Raw genomic sequence first — 22,108 nt, 5'->3', positions numbered from 1 at the left:
GCTTAACTCTCCTTCGGCGGCGCATTATCGCTGATGTAATTAGCCAGCTTGCAGTACTGCTCTACGGAAATGTTCTCCGCACGCATTGCCGGGTCGATCCCCAGCTCGGCTAACACCTCAACGGTAAACGAATTGCTCAGGCTGTTACGGATCGTTTTACGGCGCTGGTTAAAGGCTTCTGTGGTAATGCGGCTCAGCACGCGCAGATCTTTAACCGGATACGGTTTCGTCTTGTGCGGCACGAGGCGCACAACCGCTGAATCCACTTTCGGTGGTGGTGTGAACGCTGACGGCGGTACTTCGAGTACCGGGATCACGTTGCAGTAATACTGTGCCATAACGCTTAAACGACCATACGCTTTACTGTTCGGGCCTGCAACCAGACGGTTAACAACCTCTTTTTGCAACATGAAGTGCATGTCGGCAATGGCATCAGTATAGCTAAAGAGGTGAAACATGAGCGGCGTGGAGATGTTGTACGGCAGGTTGCCGAAGACGCGCAGCGGCTGGCCCATTTTTTCGGACAGCTCGCCAAAGTTCATGGTCATGGCGTCCTGCTGATAGATGGTCAGCTTCGGCCCGAGGAACGGGTGCGTTTGCAGGCGTGCGGCCAGATCGCGGTCCAGTTCGATGACGGTCAGCTCGTCGAGGCGTTCGCCTACCGGCTCGGTCAGCGCGGCAAGGCCCGGGCCGATTTCGACCATCGCCTGACCTTTTTGCGGATTAATAGCCGAGACAATGCTTTCGATCACGAACTGATCGTTAAGGAAGTTTTGCCCGAAACGTTTACGGGCTAAGTGGCCCTGATGGACTCGATTAGTCATTGAGTATTAACAATCATTTTGATGGCGAAATTAAGCGCCGTAATAAAACTGCCGACATCCGCTTTCCCCTGGCCTGCCAGATCCAGCGCAGTACCGTGGTCAACGGACGTTCGAATAAAGGGTAAACCGAGGGTGATATTCACTCCGCGGCCAAAGCCCTGGTATTTTAGCACGGGCAGACCCTGATCGTGGTACATCGCGAGCACGGCGTCGGCATTATCCAGGTATTTCGGCTGGAAAAGGGTATCTGCAGGCAGCGGCCCGCTGAGGTTCATCCCCTTCGCCCGCATTTCGTTGAGTACCGGAATGATGGTGTCGATCTCTTCGGTGCCCATGTGCCCGCCTTCACCGGCGTGCGGATTGAGGCCACAAACCAGCACGTGCGGCTGCGGGATCCCAAACTTTGTCTGCAGATCGTGATGCAAAATCCCGATGATCTCGCGCAGGAGTTCAGGGGTGATCGCGTCAGGAATGTCTTTGATCGGCAGATGGGTGGTCACCAGCGCAACGCGCATCTCCTCCGTCGCCAGCATCATCACCACTTTCGGGCTGTGCGAGCGCTCTTCGAAGAACTCGGTATGCCCGGTAAACGGTATACCTGCTTCGTTGATGACGCCTTTGTGGACGGGGCCGGTGATCAGAGCGGCAAATTCGCCCTTCAGGCAACCGTCGCAGGCGCGCGCAAGGGTTTCAACGACATAGTGACCGTTTTCCGTGCTGAGCTGGCCCGGGATGACCGGCGTACGAAGGGGAACTGAAAGAAGGGTGAGCGTACCGGCTTGCTGGGGTGCAGGCTGTTGGCCTTCAACGTAAGGGATGAGCGTTAAAGGCAGACCGAGCAGCGTTGCCCGGTCTTGTAACAGTGTTGCATCGGCGCAGACAACCAGTTCTACCGGCCAGCTGCGCTGGGCGAGCTGGACAACGAGGTCAGGCCCAATCCCGGCGGGTTCGCCGGGCGTGATAACAACACGATGCTGTTTCATTAGTTGCTCAGAACTTTCACGTAAGCGCTGGCGCGTTGTTCCTGCATCCAGGTTGCTGCTTCTTCAGAGAACTTACGGTTAAACAGCATACGGTAGGCTCTGTCTTTCTGTGCCGCATCCGTTTTATCAACGTTACGGGTGTCCATCAGCTCGATCAGATGCCAGCCAAACGAAGAGTGGACCGGCGCGCTAATCTGGCCTTTGTTCAGCTTCATCAACGCATCGCGGAAGGCAGGATCGTAGATATCCGCAGCCGCCCAGCCCAGATCGCCGCCCTGGTTAGCTGAGCCTGGATCCTGAGAGAACTCTTTTGCAGCTTTCGCAAATGAGGTTTTACCGCTCTTAATGTCAGCTGCGATCTGTTCCAGCTTCACACGCGCCTGATCGTCAGTCATGATCGGTGACGGTTTCAGAAGAATGTGGCGAGCGTGAACTTCGGTGACGGAGATATTTTGGCTCTGGCCGCGCAGATCGTTCACCTTCAGAATGTGGAAGCCCACGCCTGAACGGATAGGACCGACGATATCCCCTTTCTTCGCCGTGCTCAGCGCCTGGGCAAAGATGGATGGCAGCTCCTGAATACGGCCCCAGCCCATCTGGCCGCCTTTCAGCGCCTGTTGATCAGCGGAGTAGGTGATCGCCAGCTTGCCAAAGTCGCCGCCGTTACGCGCCTGTTCAACAATAGAACGCGCCTGGCTTTCGGCTTCCGCAGCCTGATCGGACGTTGGGTTCTCTGGCAGTGGGATCAGAATGTGGCTCAGGTTCAGCTCTGTGCTCGCATCGTTCTGGTTACCCACCTGTTTTGCCAGCGCGTCAACTTCCTGAGGCAGGATGGTAACGCGGCGACGCACTTCGTTGTTACGCACTTCCGAAATCAGCATCTCTTTACGGATCTGGTTACGGTAGGTGGCGTAGCTGATGCCGTCATAGGCCAGGCGGCTGCGCATCTGGTCTAAAGACATATTGTTCTGCTTCGCGATGTTAGCGATCGCCTGATCGAGCTGCTCGTCAGTGACCTTCACACCCATTTTCTGCCCCATCTGCAGAACGATCTGATCCATGATCAGACGCTCCAGGATCTGGTGGCGCAGCGTGGCGTCATCCGGAAGCTGTTGACCGGCTTCGCCCGAATTGAGTTTCACCGATTTCATCAGACCGTCAACGTCACTTTCAAGCACGACGCCGTTGTTAACCACAGCAGCGACTTTATCAACAACCTGGGGGGCCGCGAAGCTGGTATTCGCAACCATAGCGACACCGAGCAGCAGCGTTTTCCAGTTCTTCATACTTTTTCCATTTCAATTAACCGCAAAGCGGATTACGTTGCAAATCAAGCACATTACAAGGCGCTACTGTACGGCAGAATATTCGAGCGCAGCATTTTCTGCGTACCCAGACCGTAGTTGGAACTCAGGCCGCGTAACTCGAAGTTAAAGCCAATCACGTTATCGTATTTGCTCTGATTGTTTTGAGTATCCCAGCCGTTAAGCTTGCGTTCGTAGCCGACACGCAGCGCGTAACAGCAGGAGTTATATTGCAGACCCACCATCTGGTCAGCAGGTTTATTGGCGTTAGTGTCGAAGTAGTATGCGCCTACGATTGACCAGCGGTCGGCGATTGGCCAACTCGCTGCGCCACCCACCTGCGAAATACCGTCTTTATAGCGTTCTGAGCCAGCATAAGATGGCAATGTTGCCTGAATATATTCCGGGCTGGCGTAACGATACGTCAACTGTACCATACGGTCTTCATCGCGACGGTACTCAATAGCAGCACTACTTGTGGCAATATTATCGAGGCGAGTGTCATATTGCACACCACCGCGCAGACCCCAACGATCGGTCATACGCCAGTAAGTATCTCCCGCCCAGACCAGCGATCCCGTTTTGTTATCTTTCTCCCAGTTAATGTTGTCATCACCGGTGCGTGACTCGGTGAAATAGTAGATTTGACCAACAGAAACGTTAAAACGTTCAACGGCAGCATCATCATAAACACGTGTTGTGACGCCGGTCGTTAACTGGTTAGCAGACGCGATGCGGTCAAGACCGCCGTAAGTACGGTCACGGAACAGGCCGCTGTAGTCAGACTGCAGTAAAGAGGAGTCGTAGTTCTGGATTTTGCTCTGGTCGCGGTATGGCACGTACAAATACTGCATACGCGGTTCAAGCGTTTGGGTATAACCATCCGCCAGCATAGCCATATCACGCTCGAAGATCAGCTTCCCGTCCATTTTGAACTGCGGAAGCGTTCGGTTGACCGACTCTTCAAGGTCGGCATTTCTACTGGCATTGTAATTATCGATATTTTTTTGCTGATAGTGAGTCGCCATCAGCTTGGCTTCGGTATTCAGGCTCGCCCAGTCGTTAGACCACGGCAGATTGATCGTCGGCTCAAGGTGAACACGCGTCGCTTCAGGCATGTCCGAATCCGTGTTAACGAAATGTACCGCCTGAGCGTAAACTCGGGTGTCGAATGGACCCACATCATTCTGATACCAGTTAACGTCCAGCTGTGGTTCTGCCCCATAGGTAGATGTGGACTGGTCAGAAAATACCTGGAATTGCTTGGTCGAGACGGTTGCGTCAAAGTTCTGTACCGCATAGCCTACGCTGAATTTCTGCGTGGCATAGCCATCGGTACTTGAGCCGTATTTGGACGAGAAGTCATTAAAATAAGACGAATCGCTAACTTTGGTGTAGTCAACATTAAAGCGCCATACCTTATCCATCACCCCGGCATGCTGCCAGTAGAATAACCAGCGGTGCTTGTCGCCTTCGGTCGGATGCTCGTCCTGGAAGACTTTATCCGACGGCAGATAATCCAGCTCCATCAGACCCGCACCGGCGTGGGTCAGATAGCGGAACTCGTTCTCCCACATGATGTTGCCGCGCTTGTGGATATAGTGCGGCGTGATCGTCGCATCCATGTTTGGCGCGATGTTCCAGTAATACGGCAGGTAGAACTCAAAGTAGTTCGAGGTGCTGTATTTGGCATTCGGGATCAGGAAACCGGAGCGACGTTTGTCACCGACGGGAAGCTGCAGATAAGGGCTGTAGAATATGGGAACAGGGCCCAGCTTAAAGCGGGCGTTCCAGATCTCTGCGACCTGTTCTTCGCGGTCATGGATAACCTCGCTCCCGACCACGCTCCAGGTATTTGAACCCGGCAGACATGATGTGAACGTACCGTTTTCCAGGATCGTATAGCGGTTTTCACCGCGCTGTTTCATCAGGTCAGCGTCACCGCGCCCCTGGCGACCCACCATCTGGTAATCACCTTTCCAGACGTTAGTATCTTTAGTATTCAGGTTTGACCAGGCTTTCGGACCTTTCAGGATGACCTGATTGTCGTCATAGTGCACATTACCCAGCGCATCCACCGTTCGTACCGGCTCGGCCGCACCTTCCGGCTGCTTCTGGTGCAATTGCACTTCATCTGCCTGCAGGCGGCTATTGCCCTGGTTAATATCGACATTGCCCGTAAACGTGGCATTGTCAGGGTAAGTCCCTTTCGAACTGTCGGCAGTAATGGTTACCGGCAAGCTATTTGTATCGCCACTCACCAGTGGGCGATTATAACTTGGGACGCCAAGCATACACTGCGAGGCGAGATCGGCCGCCAGCCCCTGTTGACTGTACAGGGCGGAGCCAATCATTGTGGCCAGGAGGGTGGGGATACGTTTTTTCATACGTTGTATTTTATTGTTCCGTCATCAGTGGCTACGGCTTACAAACGCTCAGAGACTATCTTACTCATCTGCGCAGTACCAGCGTTAATCCTGCCTGTTTGCGTGCCAGAGTGTTAGGCTCGCTATCGAATGACGAGTATGATAAAGCAAATTATAGGCGATGTCCTTCAATTGACCGTGACTTGAACACAGTGATGATGACGTTGCGTCGGCCAGGAATATGACTATCCGGGGAGTATATGCAGTATTGGGGTAAAATAATCGGCGTTGCGTTCGCCATCATCATGGGTGCCGGGTTCTGGGGAATTGTGCTTGGGCTTATTATCGGCCATATGTTTGATAAGGCGCGCAGCCGCAAAATGGCCTGGTTTGCCAATCAGCGCGAGCGTCAGTCACTCTTTTTCTCCACCACCTTTGAGGTCATGGGGCATTTAACCAAATCCAAAGGGCGTGTCACAGAAGCCGATATTCAGATTGCCAGCGTTTTTATGGATCGCATGAACCTGCACGGCGACTCCCGTCTGGCAGCGCAAAATGCGTTCCGCATCGGTAAGTCGGATAATTATCCGCTTCGCGAAAAAATGCGTCAGTTTCGCAGCATCTGCTTTGGACGTTTTGATTTAATTCGGATGTTTCTGGAAATTCAAATCCAGGCGGCCTTCGCCGACGGCTCACTTCACCCTAATGAACGTGACGTGCTGTACGTCATTGCGGAAGAGCTGGGCATCTCCCGCATGCAGTTCGACCAGTTCCTGCGCATGATGCAGGGCGGGGCACAGTTTGGCGGTGGCTATCATCAGCAGTCGTCCGGCGGTGCCTGGCAGCAGGCGCAGCGTGGTCCGACGCTGGAAGACGCCTGCAACGTGCTTGGCGTTAGGCCCTCTGACGATCAGACCACGATTAAACGTGCCTATCGCAAGCTCATGAGTGAACACCATCCGGACAAACTGGTCGCGAAAGGCTTACCGCCAGAAATGATGGAGATGGCGAAGCAAAAAGCGCAGGAAATCCAGAAGGCGTACGAGCTCATAAAAGAGAAGAAAGGTTTCAAATAAAAAAAGCCCGACGATGTCGGGCTTTTTTTTAGAAGTCCACCGGGGCTTTAAACGTCATCGCGTTACCGAAGGCTGGATGGGTTATGGTGAGCGTCTGCGCGTGCAGCTGCAGACGTGGCGCTAAGGCCAGCGCTTCAGGCGGCGCGTAGAAGCGGTCACCCAGAATCGGATGACCCAGGGCGAGCATATGCACGCGCAGCTGGTGCGAACGTCCGGTAATCGGCTTAAGCAGGACGCGCGCGGTATTATCCGGCGCGTACTCCAGCACTTCGTACTCGGTCTGCGCGGCCTTGCCGGTTTCGTAACACACCTTCTGCTTAGGCCGGTTCTGCCAGTCGCAGATCAGCGGTAAATCCACCAGGCCTTCCGCCTGCGCGGGGTGGCCCCAGACGCGGGCGACATACTGCTTTTTCGGCTCGCGCTCGCGGAACTGACGCTTTAACTCGCGTTCCGCCGCTTTATTCAGCGCCACCACAATCACGCCGCTGGTGGCCATATCCAGGCGATGGACTGACTCCGCCTGCGGATAATCGCGCTGAATGCGCGTCATCACGCTGTCTTTGTGCTCGTCCAGACGCCCCGGCACGGACAACAGGCCGCTGGGCTTGTTGACCACCATAATGTGTTCATCCTGATACAGAATGACCAGCCAGGGATCCTGCGGCGGATTGTAAGGCTCCATCACCATCTTGCGCTCCGTTTACTGATGCGTCACAACGATAAGACGCAGGGCATCCAGACGCCAGCCAGCCTGATTCAGGCTTTCCAGCACCTGCTGACGGTTGCTTTCAATCGCCGCCAGCTCGTCGTCACGGATGTTCGGGTTGACGGCTTTTAACGCCTCCAGACGGGACAGCTCCGCAGACAGTTTCTCGTCTGCTTCACTGCGCGCGGCGTCAATCAGCGCTCTGGCCGCTTTTTCAATCTGGGTTTCGCCCAGTTGCAGAATAGCGTGCACATCCTGCTGTACCGCGTTCACCAGCTTGCTGCCCGTATGGCGGTTTACCGCGCTCAGCTGTCGGTTGAAACTCTCGAATTCAACCTGTCCTGCCAGGTTCGTGCCGTTTTTGTCCAGCAGCAGGCGGACGGGCGTTGGCGGCAGGAAGCGGGTAAGCTGCAGCTGTTTCGGCGCCTGTGCTTCCACAACGTAGATCAGCTCTACCAGCAGGGTGCCCACCGGCAGCGCCTTGTTTTTCAACAGGGAGATGGTGCTGCTGCCGGTATCGCCGGAGAGAATCAGGTCCAGCCCGTTGCGGATCAGCGGGTGTTCCCAGGTGATAAACTGGGCATCTTCGCGGGACAGCGCCACGTCACGCTCAAAGGTGATGGTACAGCCATCTTCCGGCAGGCCCGGGAAATCCGGAACCAGCATGTGATCGGACGGGGTCAGGACAATCAGGTTCTCGCCGCGATCGTCCTGGTTGATGCCGACGATGTCGAACAGGTTCATGGAGAAGCCGATCAGGCTGGTGTCATCATCTTGCTCTTCAATGCTCTCGGCAAGCGCCTGCGCTTTTTCACCGCCGTTGGAGTGGATCTCCAGCAGGCGGTCACGCCCTTGCTCCAGCTGCGCTTTCAGCGCGTCGTGCTTCTCACGGCAGGACTTGATCAGCTCATCAAACCCTTCCGCGTTTTCCGGCGCGGCCAGGTAGCCGATCAGATCGCCATGCACTTGATCATAAATGGTGCGGCCCGTCGGGCAGGTATGTTCAAACGCGTCCAGACCTTCGTGGAACCAGCGTACCAGCACGGACTGCGCGGTTTTTTCCAGATACGGCACGTGGATCTGAATATCATGCGCCTGACCGATACGATCCAGACGGCCGATACGCTGCTCCAGCAGATCCGGGTTAAACGGCAGATCGAACATCACCAGGTTGCTGGCGAACTGGAAGTTACGGCCTTCAGAGCCGATTTCCGAGCACAGCAGAACCTGTGCGCCGCTGTCCTCTTCCCCGAACCACGCCGCGGCGCGGTCGCGCTCGACGATGGACATGCCTTCGTGGAACACGGCGGCGCGAATGCCTTCACGCTCGCGCAGAACCTGCTCCAGCTGCAGCGCGGTGGCCGCTTTGGCGCAGATCACCAGCACTTTCTGGGAGCGGTGCGCGGTCAGGTAGCCCATCAGCCACTCCACGCGCGGATCGAAGTTCCACCAGGTGCCGGTATCGCCTTCAAACTCCTGGTAGATTTGTTCCGGATAAAGCATGTCGCGGGCGCGCTCTTCCTGAGTTTTGCGCGCACCCATAATGCCGGAGACTTTAATCGCCGTTTGATACTGCGTCGGCAGCGGCAGTTTAATCGTATGCAGCTCGCGTTTCGGGAAGCCTTTGACGCCGTTACGGGTGTTTCGGAACAGCACGCGGCTGGTGCCGTGGCGATCCATCAGCATGTCGATCAGCTCTTTACGCGCGGATTCCGCGTTGTCGCTGTCGCTGTTCGCAGCCTGCAAAAGCGGCTCGATATCCTGCTCGCCAATCAGATCGCTCAGGGTGTTGAGCTCGTCATCAGAAAGACGCTTGCCCGCCAGCAGCATGGCGACGGCATCGGCGACCGGGCGGTAGTTATTTTGTTCTTCCACGAACTGCGCAAAGTCGTGGAAACGGTTTGGATCGAGCAGGCGCAAGCGGGCGAAGTGGCTTTCCAGACCCAGTTGCTCCGGCGTTGCGGTCAGCAGCAGAACGCCAGGCACGCGCTCGGCAAGCTGCTCGATAGCCATGTATTCGCGGCTCGGCGAGTCTTCGCTCCAGACCAGATGGTGCGCCTCGTCAACGACCATAATGTCCCATTCGGCATCGCACAGGTGCTCAAGACGCTGCTTGCTGCGGCGCACGAAGTCCAGGGAGCAAATGACCAGCTGTTCGGTTTCAAACGGGTTGTCGGCGTCGTGCTGCGCTTCGGCATAGCGTTCGTCATCGAACAGAGAGAAACGCAGGTTAAAGCGGCGAAGCATTTCAACCAGCCACTGGTGCTGCAGGGTTTCTGGCACCACGATCAGCACGCGTTCTGCAGCGCCGGAAAGCAGCTGTTGATGCAGGATCATGCCCGCTTCGATGGTTTTACCCAGGCCCACTTCATCTGCCAGCAGCACGCGCGGCGCGTGGCGACGGCCCACGTCGTGGGCGATGTTCAGCTGGTGGGGGATCAGGCTGGTGCGCTGGCCGCGCAGGCCGCTCCACGGCATGCGGTACTGTTCACTCTGGAACTTACGCGCGCGATAGCGCAGGGAGAAGCGATCCATACGGTCGATTTGCCCGGCAAACAGGCGGTCCTGCGGCTTACTGAACACCAGTTTGCTGTCGAGCAGCACTTCGCGCAGGACGACATTGGTCTCGTCGGTGTCCAGACGAGTCCCGATGTAGGCGAGCAGTCCATTCTCTTCTTTTACGTCTTCAATCTTGAGCTGCCAGCCGTCATGGCTGGTCACGGTGTCACCCGGATTAAACATCACGCGGGTTACAGGGGAGTCATTGCGAGCGTACAGACGGTTTTCACCGGTGGCAGGGAAGAGGAGGGTAACCATACGCGTATCGATAGCTACGACGGTTCCTAATCCAAGTTCGCTTTCTGTATCGCTGATCCAGCGTTGACCAAGTGTAAAAGGCATAGTTGTTCGGCTCTAATCTTTAATTGCAGGCAATAGTTCGACTACCGTCAAAAAAGACGGTCATCGAAAAATGGGTCCGGGAATGGAAAGGGCGCTATGGTACTGGATGGCAGCCATTTCGTCACGCGTCAAAATAGGCCAAGTTGCCCTGTCACTAGTGTAGCAAAATCATCGTCGATGAAGGGCAAAATTCCGTCGGCAACCGGCTGAAGCTGACGCGTCAGATAGTGTTCGTAATCCAGAGGAGAATGCTGATAATCCACGGGTTCCGGGCCGCTAATGGTCCAGACGTATTTAATGGTTCCCCGGTTTTGATACTGCGGCGCGCGGCCGCGGCGTACGTTTTCTTCATCCGCCAGACGCGCGGCGCGTACGTGCGGTGGAACGTTGCGCTGGTACTCCGCCAGCGGGCGGCGCAGGCGCTTGCGGTATACCAGCTGCGCGTCAAGTTCGCCCGCCATCAGGCTGGCTATCGTCTCGCGCACGTAGTCCTGATAGGGCTCATTGCGAAACACCCGCAGATAGAGCGTCTGCTGGAACTGCTGCGCCAGAGGCGTCCAGTCGGTACGTACCGTCTCCAGCCCTTTAAAAACCATCCGCTGCGCGTCGCCTTCCTGAATCAGCCCGGCGTAGCGTTTCTTGCTGCCCTGATCGGTGCCGCGAATGGTGGGCATTAAAAAGCGGGCGAAATGGGTTTCAAATTCCAGCTCCAGCGCGCTGGTTAACCGCTCTTTTTGCAAATGTTCCTGCCACCAGTCGTTCACGAAGGCGACCAGCGCGTTGCCGATTTGCGCGGCGTCGTCTTCTGAATGCGCGCCCTTAAGCCACACAAAGGTGGAGTCTGTGTCGCCGTAGATGACGTCATAGCCCCGGGACTCAATCAGCGCTTTGGTCTGGCGCATGATCTCGTGCCCGCGCATGGTGATCGAGGAGGCCAGACGCGGGTCAAAGAAGCGGCAGGCGCTGGTGCCCAGCACGCCGTAAAAGGCGTTCATAATGATTTTTAGCGCCTGAGAAAGGGGCTTGTTGCCGTGGCGCTTGGCCTCATCGCGGCCGTGCCAGATGTTTCCCACGATTTCAGGCAGACAGTGTTTTTCCCGCGAGAAGCGTGCGCCGAGGAAACCTTCCGTGCTGTGCTCATCATCCGGCTGGGCTATGCCCTCAACCAACCCGACGGGATCGATGAGGAAGGTGCGGATGATCGACGGGTAGAGGCTTTTGTAGTCCAGCACCAGAACGGAGTCATACAATCCTGGCCGGGAGTCCATGACGTAGCCACCGGGGCTGGCCTGCGGCGGTACGTCCCCGAGGTTGGGGGCGACGTATCCCGCCCGGTGCATGCGCGGAAAATAGAGGTGGCTAAAGGCGGCAACCGATCCACCATGCCTGTCGACCGCCAGGCCGTTTACCGTCGCGCGCTCCAGCAGGAACGGCATGATCTCGGTTTTGTTGAAAATCTGCGTGACCAGCTCGCAGTCTTTCAGGTTATAGGTGGCAAGCGCCGGTTTGTCTTCGTTAAAGCGTCGGTCGATCTCGTCCATTCTGTCCCAGGGGTTGTCGATGGATTTGCCTTCGCCAAGCAGCTCCTGCGCGACGGCTTCCAGGGAGAATGAAGAGAAGCTCCAGAAGGCGGATTTTAGCGCCTCGATGCCGTCGATAATCAGGCGACCGTTAGCCTGCGCAAAGAAAACGCCGTTCTTAAAACCGTGTTCGCGCCATTCCAGCTCGCTGTTTCCGCGCCCCAGCATCAGCGGGATGCGGTAGCGCTCGGCGTGCTTTTGCAGCACGCGCAGGTCGAACTGCACCACGTTCCAGCCGATCAGGACGTCGGGGTCGTTGTCGGCAAACCACTGGTTAAGCTTCTCCAGCAGCTGCGGGCGGCTGTTGACGTACTCAAGCCGGAAATCCAGCGCGGACGCATCGCCATTCGGCGGCCCGAGCATATAGACAACCCGATCGCCGCAGCCTTCCAGACCGATGCAGTACAGTTCGCCGTGACGGGTGGTTTCGATATCCAGGGAGACCCACTTCAGCGGCGGGCGGTAGTGCGGATTGGGCTTCAGGCGCGCGTTAACGAGGCTGCCGCTATGCGCGGTGCCGTCGACCCAGACGGGGGCGGTGATGAACCGCTCCATCAGAAAGCGTTCCGGTGGGCGGATATCCGCCTCGTAGAGCGTCACGCCCGCCTCGCGGAGCAGCTTTTCATAGCGCATCAGCTGGCGATGGGCGCGACAGTAGAGGCCGTAAACCGGCTGGCGATGGAAATCTTTCAGCTCAAGCGGGGTGATGCGCCAGCCGTTTTCGCCGCGCAGCAGCTGCTTCACCTTCTCGACGTGGGCTTCAGGAATAAAGGCCACGGATTCCTGCGGGGGCAGCGTAACGTGCAGCGGACCGTTGTCGGTTGCCAGCCAGAACGCGACCTCGATGCCCTGAGGGGTATCCCGCCAGTGTCGGGTCAGTAAAAAACCTTCTTGCACCTGCGCCACGCCGTTATCCCAGAAAACAAAACCAGGCCTGATTATAGCCTGGTTAAGATTTTAATGCTGGGTTTATATACAGTCTACTGCCCGTAATAGGCCTTCGCGCCGTGCTTGCGCAGGTAATGCTTATCCAGCAGGGTTTGCTGCATATCCGGCAACTGCGGCGCCAGCTGGCGACAGAAGATCCCCATATAGGCGACCTCTTCGAGCACGATGGCGTTATGCACCGCGTCTTCTGCGTTTTTACCCCAGGCAAACGGGCCGTGGGAGTGCACCAGCACGCCGGGCATCTGCGCCGCGTCGATCCCCTGTTTTTCGAAGGTTTCGACAATCACATTCCCCGTTTCCCACTCGTACTCTCCGTTAATCTCAGCATCGGTCATCAGACGCGTGCAGGGAATGGTGCCGTAAAAGTAGTCCGCGTGGGTGGTGCCGGTCGCCGGGATGGACTGGCCCGCCTGCGCCCAGATGGTGGCGTGGCGCGAATGGGTATGCACGATGCCGCCGATGGTCGGGAATGACCGGTACAGCAGGCGGTGAGTCGGCGTATCGGAGGACGGTTTTTTCTTACCTTCGACCACTTCGCCGGTCTCGAGGCTGACAACGACCATATCGTCTGCGGTCATCACCGTGTAATCCACGCCGGAAGGCTTAATCACGAATACGCCTTTTTCCCGGTCAACGGCGCTGACGTTGCCCCAGGTCAGGGTGACCAGATTATGTTTCGGCAGCGCCAGGTTGGCTTCGAGCACCTGACGTTTGAGATCGTCTAACATTGTTGTCTCCTGCCGGATGGCGCTTCGCTTATCCGGCCTACAGAACCGTAGGCCCGGTAAACGCAGCGCCACCGGGCATTCAGGACTTAGCGTTTTGAACCGTAATAGACTTCGTTCCAGCGCAGCGCGTCTTTGAAGGCGGGCAGGCGGGTATCGTTATCAATCACGGTCAGCTCGATGTCTTGCAGCTCGGCGAACTGACGCATGTCGTTCAGATCCAGCGCGTGGCTGAACACCGTGTGGTGCGCGCCGCCGGCCAGGATCCAGGCCTCTGAGGCGGTTGGCAGGTCAGGCTGTGCTTTCCACAGGGCGTTGGCCACCGGCAGTTTCGGCAGAGAGTGCGGCGTTTCAACCGCATCGACGCAGTTCACCAGCAGGCGGAAGCGATCGCCCAGGTCGATCAGGCTGGCGTTGATGGCCGGGCCTGTACGGGTGTTGAAGATCAGACGCGCCGGATCCGCTTTGCCGCCGATGCCGAGGTACTGCACGTCGAGGATCGGTTTCTCTTCCACGGCGATCGTCGGGCACACTTCCAGCATGTGCGAGCCGAGCACCAGGTCATTGCCGTTTTCGAAGTGGTAGGTGTAGTCCTCCATGAAGGAGGTGCCGCCCTGCAGACCGGTTGACATCACCTTCATGATGCGAAGCAGAGCGGCAGTTTTCCAGTCGCCTTCGCCCGCAAAGCCATAACCCTGCTGCATCAGACGTTGAACCGCCAGACCCGGCAGCTGTTTCAGGCCGTGAAGGTCTTCAAAGGTCGTCGTAAAGGCGTGGAAGCCGCCCTGTTCCAGGAAGCGCTTCATGCCCAGCTCGATGCGCGCCGCGTCCAGCACGTTCTGACGCTTGTCGCCGTTGATTTGTGCCGCAGGCGTCAGGCGATAGCTGCTTTCGTACTCGTCCACCAGCGCGCTCACGTCGCCGTCGCTGATTTCATTCACCACCTGCACCAGGTCGCCCACGGCCCAGGTATTCACGGAGAAGCCGAACTTGATCTGCGCGGCCACTTTATCGCCGTCCGTGACCGCCACTTCACGCATGTTGTCGCCAAAACGCACCACTTTCAGATGGCGGGTGTCCTGTTTGGATACTGCCTGGCGCATCCAGGAGCCGATACGCTGTTGCGCTTTGCCATCCTGCCAGTGGCCGGTGACCACCGCGTGCTGCTGGCGCATACGCGCGCCGATGAAGCCGAACTCGCGGCCGCCGTGTGCGGTCTGGTTCAGGTTCATAAAGTCCATGTCGATGCTGTCCCACGGCAGGGAGGCGTTGAACTGGGTGTGGAACTGCAGCAGCGGTTTGTTGAGGATAGACAGGCCGTTGATCCACATTTTGGCGGGTGAGAAGGTGTGCAGCCACACCACCAGACCGGCGCATTTATCGTCGTAGTTGGCGTCGCGGCAGATGTGGGTAATTTCGTCCGGCGTTGTGCCCAACGGTTTCAGCACCAGTTTGCACGGCAGTTTAGCTTCCGCGTTCAGCGCGTTAACGACGTGCTCCGCGTGTTTCGTCACCTGCTGCAGCGCTTCCGGTCCGTACAGATGCTGGCTGCCAATCACAAACCACACTTCATAGTTATTAAAAATGGTCATCATCGTGTCCTTAATGGGTCAGGGTTGCCGTAGTGTCCGCGGTGCTTTTGGCCGGGGCGGCGACAGGGAGATAGTGAAGTTCGGCGCTTTTTGCCCATTGCTGGTAGCGCTGATAAAGCTGTTCAAAGCGCTGTGCCTGCTGGGCGCGCGGCTGGAGCGTGTTTTCGACGGCGCTCGCCATATGCTGCTGTGCGGTCGGGATGTCGGCATGAACGCCCGCGGCCACGGCGGCGAAAATCGCCGCGCCCAGCGCGCAGCACTGATCGGAGGCCACAATCTGCAGCGGACGGTTCAGCACGTCGCAGCAGGCCTGCATGATCACCGGATTTTTACGGGCGATGCCGCCCAGCGCCATTACGTTGTTCACGTCGATGCCCTGCTCGGTGAAGCACTCCATAATGGCGCGGGCACCGAAGGCCGTTGCGGCAATCAGCCCGCCAAACAGCGCAGGCGCGTCGGTCGCCAGGTTGAGATCCGCGATCGCTCCTTTCAGGCGCTGGTTGGCAAACGGCGTGCGGCGGCCGTTAAACCAGTCCAGAACCACCGGCAGGTGTTCGAGAGACGGATTTTTTGCCCAGGCTTCGGTGAGCTGCGGCAGAAGCTGCTTTTTGCTCTCGGCTATCTGGGTTTTCAGTTCAGGATGCGCCGCCGCCAGCTGGTCCAGCGGCCAGCCGAGCACGCGACCAAACCAGGCATAGATATCGCCAAACGCGGACTGACCGGCTTCGAGGCCGATAAAGTCCGGCACCACGCTGCCGTCAACCTGGCCGCAGATGCCTTTCACCGCGCGGTCGCCGACGGTGGCTTTATCCGCCGTCAGGATGTCGCAGGTGGAGGTGCCGATGACTTTGACCAGCGTGTTTGGCTGTGCGCCCGCGCCCACGGCGCCCATATGGCAGTCAAAGGCGCCGCCGGAGATCGCCACGTTTTGCGGCAGGCCGAGACGCTTCGCCCACTCTTCGCAGAGGGTACCGACGGGAATATCGGCGGTGAAGGTGTCGGTAAACAGCGGGTATTTCAGGCTCTTGTTGAGGATCGGGTCGAGCTCATCGAAGAACGCGGCGGGAGGCAGGCCGCCCCAGCTTTCATGCCACAGGGATTTATGCCCGGCGCTGCAGCGACCGCGGCGTATATCCTGCGGGCGGGTGGTGCCGGAGAGCAGGGCAGGCACCCAGTCGCACAGCTCAACCCATGACGCCGTAGCCTGTGCGACGGTTGCATCGGCGCGGGTGACGTGGAGGATCTTGGCCCAGAACCATTCGCTGGAATAAATCCCGCCGATATAGCGCGAGTAGTCTGTTTTGCCCGGCTGATGGCACAGGCGGGTGATGGCTTCGGCCTCTTCCACGGCGGTGTGGTCTTTCCACAGCACGAACATGGCGTTCGGATTGTCGGCGAACTCCGGGCGCAGCGCCAGCACGCGGCCTTCGGCATCCACAGGGGCAGGCGTGGAGCCGGTGCTGTCGACGCCAATCCCGACAATTTCAGCCCGCTGGGCGTCGGTCAGTTCGGCCAGGACGGTTTTGATCGCCGCTTCCATCGACTCGATATAGTCACGCGGGTGGTGACGGAACTGGTTGTTAGGCGCATCGCAGTAGCGCCCCTCTTGCCAGCGCGGGTACCACTCAACGCTGGTTGCTATCTCCTGGCCGGACGTACAGTCCACTGCCAGCGCGCGAACCGAATCGCTGCCAAAATCGAGGCCAATCGCAATTGCCATGGTGTTGCTCCATCGAAAAAACAGGTATGGAAGAACATTAGAGACTGGGGAAAAAAGTCGTCAGGCAGGATCCGCTAATCTTATGGACTAAATCGCTGTTACAACGGAAAGTGTGACGCCGTGCAAATATTCAATGTGGACATTTCTGCCGCACTTATAGACACTTTTGTTACTGGTTATCTGCCTGCTCTGGCGGAGAAATCAGGGGGAAAGGCTGAAACATGGCGGACGTAAAAGCGGCGTGATGCTTTTTGGATCTTTTCGCGGGCCATTTTAAAGCTGCTTTTAGTGATATGGACAATTGGTTTCCTTCAGGACCCTTGGGAGAACTGAATCTATGGCCGAAACGCAAAACGATCCCCTGCTGCCGGGATACTCGTTTAACGCGCACCTTGTGGCGGGACTGACCCCTATCGAGGCTGAGGGATACCTCGACTTTTACGTCGACCGACCGCTCGGCATGAAAGGGTATATCCTCAATCTGACCGTGCGAGGGGAAGGGATCATCAAGAACGGTGACCAGCAATTTGTCTGCCGCCCCGGCGATATCCTGCTGTTCCCGCCGGGGGAGATCCACCACTATGGCCGTCATCCCGATGCCAAAGAGTGGTATCACCAGTGGGTCTATTTCCGTCCGCGCGCCTACTGGCAGGAGTGGCTTTCGTGGCCAGCTATTTTTGCGCACACCGGTTTTTATCGCCCGGATGAGGTTCATCTGGCGCAGTTTCGCGAGCTTTTTGCGCAGATTATCGAGGCGGGACAGGCCGGTGGTCGTTACGCCGAACTGCTGGCGATTAACCTGCTCGAACAGCTGCTGCTGCGACGAATGGAGGCGATTAACGAGTCGCTTAACCCCCCGCTGGACAACCGCGTGCGCGACGCCTGCCAGTACATCAGCGACCACCTGGCCGATAGCCAGTTTGATATCGCCAGCGTTGCGCAGCACGTCTGCCTGTCGCCGTCGCGGCTGTCGCATCTGTTCCGCCAGCAGCTGGGCGTCAGCGTATTAAGCTGGCGCGAGGATCAGCGCATCAGCCAGGCGAAGCTGCTGCTCAGCACCACCCGGATGCCGATCGCCACCGTGGGGCGCAACGTGGGCTTTGAGGATCAGCTCTATTTCTCCCGGGTATTTAAAAAATGCACCGGTGCCAGCCCGAGCGAATTCCGCGCGGGATGTGAATAAACGGTAAAAAAAGATAAACAAACAGGTGAATGCAGAAAGCAACCTGTAAACTATTCAGACAATTGTTGCCTTGACGCGGTGCGGGGCGCTAAGCAGAATCGCTGATTCGTTTTCTGACCGGAATAGTTATGCAGGCATTGCTGGAACACTTTATTACCCAGTCCGTTATGTACTCGCTCATCGCCGTGGCGCTGGTGGCGTTTCTGGAATCGCTGGCGCTGGTTGGGCTGATCCTGCCCGGCACCGTGATGATGGCCGGGCTTGGGGCGCTGATTGGCAGCGGCGAGGTTAATTTCTGGCAGGCGTGGCTGGCCGGGATTATCGGCTGCCTGCTGGGCGACTGGATCTCCTTCTGGCTGGGCTGGCGCTTTAAGAAGCCGCTGCACCGCTGGTCGTTCATGAAAAAGAACAAAGCCTTGCTGGATAAAACCGAGCATGCGCTGCATCAGCACAGCATGTTTACCATCCTCGTCGGCCGCTTCGTTGGGCCGACGCGTCCGCTGGTGCCGATGGTGGCGGGAATGCTGGATCTGCCCGTCGCAAAATTCGTGGTGCCGAACATTATCGGCTGCGTCTTCTGGCCGCCGTTCTACTTCCTGCCGGGGATCCTCGCGGGCGCTGCCATCGATATACCTGACGGTATGCAAAGCGGCGAGTTTAAGTGGCTGCTGCTGGGCACGGCTGTGCTGCTGTGGCTGGCGGCATGGCTCTGCTGGCGGCTGTGGCGCAGCGCGAAAGCCAGCGTCGATCGTCTGACGCGCTATCTTCCGCGCTCTCGCCTTTTGTGGCTGGCCCCGCTGACGCTGGGTGTGGCCGTGGTGGCGCTGGTCGCGCTGATCCGCCACCCGCTGATGCCGGTGTACGGCGAGATTTTATTAAAAGTGGTGAGCCGTTAACGACGATTTCCCTCTCCCTGTGGGAGAGGGCCAGGGTGAGGGCATCAGAGGGCACGAATGCCCAACAGTGAAGACGCCCCCGCCTTACCGCTCAGCAGTTCTTCTGTTTTTCCATCCCACAAAATACGCCCTTCGGCAATCACCACCGATCGCGGGGCGATGCGGGCAGCATCCTCAATACTGTGTGAAACCATCAGCATCGTCAGCTGCTGGCGCTGACAGACGTCCTGCACCAGGGCGAGCATCTCCTGGCGCAGCGCGGGATCGAGCGCCGAGAACGGCTCATCCAGCAGCAGGATCGGCTGCTCGCGCACCAGGCATCGCGCCAGCGCCACGCGTTGACGCTGGCCGCCGGAAAGCTCGCCCGGCAGCCTGTCGATGAACTCGTTGATCCCCATCTGGGCGGCAATGATCTCCAGCTTCTGGCGCTGGGCATCGTTCAGCCTGAGTCCCGGATGCATTCCCAGCGCGATGTTTTGCCGCACTGTCAGGTGGGTAAACAGGTTGTTTTCCTGAAACAGCATTGAGACCGGACGTTTTGCGGGCGGCGTGTGGGTATGATCTTGATTGTTAATGACGATCGCACCGCTTGCCGGCTGCAGAAAACCCGCAATCAGATTAAGCAGCGTGCTTTTTCCCGCGCCGCTTGGGCCAAGCACGGCGATCATCTCCCCCTGGCGCACGGAGAGCGTGAAGCGCATCGGCAGATGCTGGTAAAGCCAGGTTACATCAGTCAGTTTTAACATCACGCCCCGGAAGTTTTTCGATAACGGTAAATAAGGCAAAGCACAGCAGCAGCAGTAACAGCGCGGTGACCGCGCCGTCCTGACTGCGATAAGAGCCGATCTGCTGATAGAGCCAGTATGGCAGCGTGCGGAAATCGTCATTGCCAAAGAGAGCCACTACGCCAAAATCCCCAATCGACAGCACGCAGGCAAACGCCAGCGCCTGCGCCAGCGGGCGTTTTAGCGCGCGGAGTTCGACCACCCTCAGCCGCTGCCAGCTCTGCATACCCAGCGACTGGCACAGCAAACCGTAGCGGCTGTTGACGTCGCGCATCGGGTTTTCCAGCACCTTAAGCGCGTAGGGGATGGCCATTAAGGCGTTGGTAAAAATCACAATGCCATCGGCGCATTCCGGCAGGCCGATGGTGCTGTTGAACAGTAAAAAGAAGCCCGTCGCCAGCACGATGCCCGGCATCGCCAGAATCAGCATGCCCGTCAGCTCCAGCATTTGCCCGGCCTTACGGGCCTGCCGCGCGTAGAGTTCGCGGCTGCTCCACAGCAGCATCATGGTCAGCATGACGCACAGTAATCCTGCCGCCAGCGCGATACGCAGCGAGGTCCAGGTCGCCTGCCAGAGGACGGGCTGTTGCAGGACGGAGATGAGATTGAGGTTCAGTCCGTCAACGATAACGGCCATCAGCGGCGGCAGCAGAAGCAGAAGCGCCAGCGCGATCAGGATAAAATCGGTAACGCGGCTGTGCAGGCTGTCCTGCGGATCGCGCCAGCCGGTTATTTGATTACTGCCCGCGGGAATGGCTTTACTCAGCCGCTGGCTCAGCAGCACCAGCGCAAGGCAGCACGCCATCTGCACCATCGCCAGCAGCGCGGCGCGACCGGGATCGTAGTCGTAACTCAGCGCCTGGTAAATCGCCAGCTCAATGGTGGTGGCCTGCGGCCCGCCGCCGAGCGACAGCACGGTGGCAAAGCTGGCAAAGCAAAGCATGAAGATTAACGCCGCGACGGGCGGGATCTGGCGGCGCAGCCACGGCCATTCGACAAAGCGGAAGAACGACACGCCGCGCATGCCGAGCTGGGCGGCAACCTGACGCTGCTCGCCGGGAATGTTTTCCAGCGCCTGCAAAAAGAGGCGGGTTGCCATCGGCATATTGAAAAACACGTGTGCGAGCAGAATGCCCTGCAGGCCGTAAGGAGAGAATGACCATTCCAGACCAAGCTGGTCGAACAGCGAAGCCAGCCAGCCCTGGCGACCGTAAACGCTGAGGATGCCAAATACCGCCACCAGCACGGGCAGGATCAGCGTCATGGCGCACAGGCGCAGCAGTGCCAGCCTGCCGGGAAAACGCCGCCGATACAGGGCGCGCGCCAGAAAAATGGCCGGGATCACCGACAGCAGGGCTGAAAGCGACGCCTGCCAGAAGGAGAACCGGATAACGTGCCAGAGGTAGCTGTCGTGCCAGAGGGCGAGCAGGTCGCTCTCTGGCGCGTTGAACCACAGTGCAAGAAAAGCCCCCAGGCTGACCGCCACCATCACTGTGGCGGCGAGCAGCCCCGGAAGTAACCAGCCGGGAATCAACGGCTGACGGCGCGTTGCCATTCACTTACCCATGCTGCACGCTGCGCGGCGACCTGCTGCGGCGTAAATTCCAGCGAGGTGTTTGGTTTGGTCAGCTGCTCGAAACCTGCGGGCAGGGTAACGTTAGTGACCGGATACATCCAGTTACCAGCCGGGATGGCATTCTGGAACCCCTGTGAAACCATAAACTTCAGGAACTTCTCGGCCAGCTCCGGCTGTTTGCTGGCGGCGGTACGCGCGGCGACTTCCACCTGCAGATAGTGCCCTTCAGCAAAATTAGCGGCAGCATAGTTTTCTTTCTTCTCGGCGATAATATGGTAGGCCGGAGAGGTGGTGTAGCTCAGCACCAGGTCGCTTTCGCCTTTCAGGAACAGGCCATAGGCTTCGCTCCAGCCTTTGGTGACGGTGACGGTTTTGGCGGCCAGTTTCTGCCACGCATCCGGGGCTTTATCCCCGTAAACCTTTTGCATCCATAGCAGCAGGCCCAGGCCTGGCGTACTGGTGCGCGGATCTTCATAAATCACGCGCCATTTCTGGTCACTTTCCACCAGCTCTTTCAGGCTCTTCGGCGGGTTTTTCAGCTTATTTTTGTCGTAAACAAAAGCAAAGTAGCCATAGTCGAACGGCACAAAGGTGTCGTTTTTCCAGCCACCCGGCACGTTAACGGCATCTGCCGCTACGCCGCTTTTGGCAAACAGTTTGGTTTGCGAGGCGGCTTCCAGCAGGTTGTTATCCAGCCCGAGCACCACGTCGGCCTTGCTGTTTTTCCCTTCCATGCGAAGACGGTTGAGCAGCGACACGCCATCTTCCAGCGCCACGAACTTCAGTTCGCAGTTACAGTCCGCTTCAAAGGCTTTTTTAACCACCGGGCCAGGGCCCCAGTCGGCAGAGAAGGAGTCATAGGTGTAGACCGTCAGGACGGGCTTCGCAAAAGCAGGCAGCGCAAACAGCGCCAGCAGGGGAAGAACTTTTTTTAACACTTTGC

At 57.9% G+C, this 22,108-nt stretch carries 16 protein-coding genes; 3 read left to right on the top strand and 13 right to left on the bottom strand.

The window, feature by feature from the left end; genetic code table 11:
- Positions 1 to 2 precede the first annotated feature (2 nt).
- Genes rsmA through lptD form a run of 4 tightly spaced genes read right to left on the bottom strand, consistent with a single transcriptional unit; the run spans position 3 to position 5,498 of the window.
- Positions 3 to 824: a 16S rRNA (adenine(1518)-N(6)/adenine(1519)-N(6))-dimethyltransferase RsmA gene (gene rsmA / locus UTM25_RS20290; protein ID WP_023310362.1), complete on the bottom strand. Its 822-nt coding sequence runs from the start codon at positions 822 to 824 to the stop codon at positions 3 to 5.
- Positions 821 to 1,807, bottom strand: coding sequence for a 4-hydroxythreonine-4-phosphate dehydrogenase PdxA (gene pdxA / locus UTM25_RS20285; RefSeq protein WP_194400787.1), 987 nt, complete (start codon positions 1,805 to 1,807; stop codon positions 821 to 823). The genes rsmA and pdxA overlap by 4 nt, the downstream gene beginning before the upstream one ends.
- On the bottom strand, positions 1,807 to 3,093 hold the full coding sequence (gene surA, locus UTM25_RS20280; protein ID WP_023310364.1) for a peptidylprolyl isomerase SurA: 1,287 nt from the start codon (positions 3,091 to 3,093) through the stop codon (positions 1,807 to 1,809). The genes pdxA and surA overlap by 1 nt, the downstream gene beginning before the upstream one ends.
- A gap of 53 nt (positions 3,094 to 3,146) precedes the next feature.
- The gene (gene lptD, locus UTM25_RS20275) at positions 3,147 to 5,498 is read right to left on the bottom strand and encodes an LPS assembly protein LptD (protein ID WP_194400785.1); all 2,352 of its coding nucleotides are present in this window, start codon (positions 5,496 to 5,498) and stop codon (positions 3,147 to 3,149) included.
- 239 nt (positions 5,499 to 5,737) lie between these two features.
- Here lptD and djlA point away from each other — a divergent pair, with 239 nt between their 5' ends.
- Positions 5,738 to 6,553, top strand: a complete 816-nt coding sequence (gene djlA / locus UTM25_RS20270) for a co-chaperone DjlA (RefSeq protein WP_194400783.1) — start codon at positions 5,738 to 5,740, stop codon at positions 6,551 to 6,553.
- A gap of 28 nt (positions 6,554 to 6,581) precedes the next feature.
- Here djlA and rluA read toward each other — a convergent pair whose 3' ends face one another.
- From rluA to araB, 6 genes are all read right to left on the bottom strand, one after another.
- A complete protein-coding gene (gene rluA, locus UTM25_RS20265) occupies positions 6,582 to 7,241 on the bottom strand; it encodes a bifunctional tRNA pseudouridine(32) synthase/23S rRNA pseudouridine(746) synthase RluA (protein WP_194400781.1) in 660 nt (219 codons plus the stop codon).
- Positions 7,242 to 7,253: 12 nt separating this feature from the next.
- Entirely contained in the window at positions 7,254 to 10,160 is a 2,907-nt protein-coding gene (rapA, locus tag UTM25_RS20260) for an RNA polymerase-associated protein RapA (RefSeq protein WP_194400779.1), read from the bottom strand.
- Positions 10,161 to 10,288: 128 nt separating this feature from the next.
- Positions 10,289 to 12,646: a DNA polymerase II gene (gene polB / locus UTM25_RS20255; protein ID WP_194400777.1), complete on the bottom strand. Its 2,358-nt coding sequence runs from the start codon at positions 12,644 to 12,646 to the stop codon at positions 10,289 to 10,291.
- Positions 12,647 to 12,720: 74 nt separating this feature from the next.
- The gene (gene araD / locus UTM25_RS20250) at positions 12,721 to 13,416 is read right to left on the bottom strand and encodes an L-ribulose-5-phosphate 4-epimerase (protein ID WP_039260840.1); all 696 of its coding nucleotides are present in this window, start codon (positions 13,414 to 13,416) and stop codon (positions 12,721 to 12,723) included.
- 86 nt (positions 13,417 to 13,502) lie between these two features.
- Positions 13,503 to 15,005: an L-arabinose isomerase gene (gene araA / locus UTM25_RS20245; protein ID WP_194400940.1), complete on the bottom strand. Its 1,503-nt coding sequence runs from the start codon at positions 15,003 to 15,005 to the stop codon at positions 13,503 to 13,505.
- Between the two features lie 10 nt (positions 15,006 to 15,015).
- Positions 15,016 to 16,725, bottom strand: a complete 1,710-nt coding sequence (araB, locus tag UTM25_RS20240; protein WP_194400775.1) for a ribulokinase — start codon at positions 16,723 to 16,725, stop codon at positions 15,016 to 15,018.
- A 337-nt stretch (positions 16,726 to 17,062) separates the two neighbouring features.
- Between araB and araC the strand changes: the two genes are divergently transcribed.
- Positions 17,063 to 17,908, top strand: coding sequence for an arabinose operon transcriptional regulator AraC (gene araC / locus UTM25_RS20235; RefSeq protein WP_023310373.1), 846 nt, complete (start codon positions 17,063 to 17,065; stop codon positions 17,906 to 17,908).
- A 128-nt stretch (positions 17,909 to 18,036) separates the two neighbouring features.
- Complete coding sequence (locus UTM25_RS20230) at positions 18,037 to 18,804, top strand: DedA family protein (RefSeq protein ID WP_023334483.1); 768 nt, start codon at positions 18,037 to 18,039, stop codon at positions 18,802 to 18,804.
- 44 nt (positions 18,805 to 18,848) lie between these two features.
- Here the strand turns inward: UTM25_RS20230 and thiQ are convergent, their stop codons facing one another.
- From thiQ to thiB, 3 genes are read right to left on the bottom strand one after another with little or no spacing between them, the layout of a single operon-like run.
- Entirely contained in the window at positions 18,849 to 19,550 is a 702-nt protein-coding gene (gene thiQ, locus UTM25_RS20225; protein WP_194400773.1) for a thiamine ABC transporter ATP-binding protein ThiQ, read from the bottom strand.
- Positions 19,534 to 21,144 (bottom strand): thiamine/thiamine pyrophosphate ABC transporter permease ThiP, encoded by a 1,611-nt coding sequence (gene thiP / locus UTM25_RS20220; protein WP_194400771.1) that lies wholly within the window; start codon positions 21,142 to 21,144, stop codon positions 19,534 to 19,536. Before thiP ends, thiQ begins: the two co-directional genes overlap by 17 nt.
- Positions 21,120 to 22,103, bottom strand: coding sequence for a thiamine ABC transporter substrate binding subunit (thiB, locus tag UTM25_RS20215; RefSeq protein WP_194400770.1), 984 nt, complete (start codon positions 22,101 to 22,103; stop codon positions 21,120 to 21,122). Before thiB ends, thiP begins: the two co-directional genes overlap by 25 nt.
- Positions 22,104 to 22,108: the final 5 nt, after the last annotated feature.

Source organism: Enterobacter sp. 61D5 (genome assembly GCF_034107965.1).
In the GTDB taxonomy this organism is placed as follows: domain Bacteria; phylum Pseudomonadota; class Gammaproteobacteria; order Enterobacterales; family Enterobacteriaceae; genus Enterobacter; species Enterobacter cloacae_M.
The sequence above is the reverse complement of the archived record's forward strand: the minus strand, read 5'-3'. Positions and strand labels throughout refer to the sequence as shown.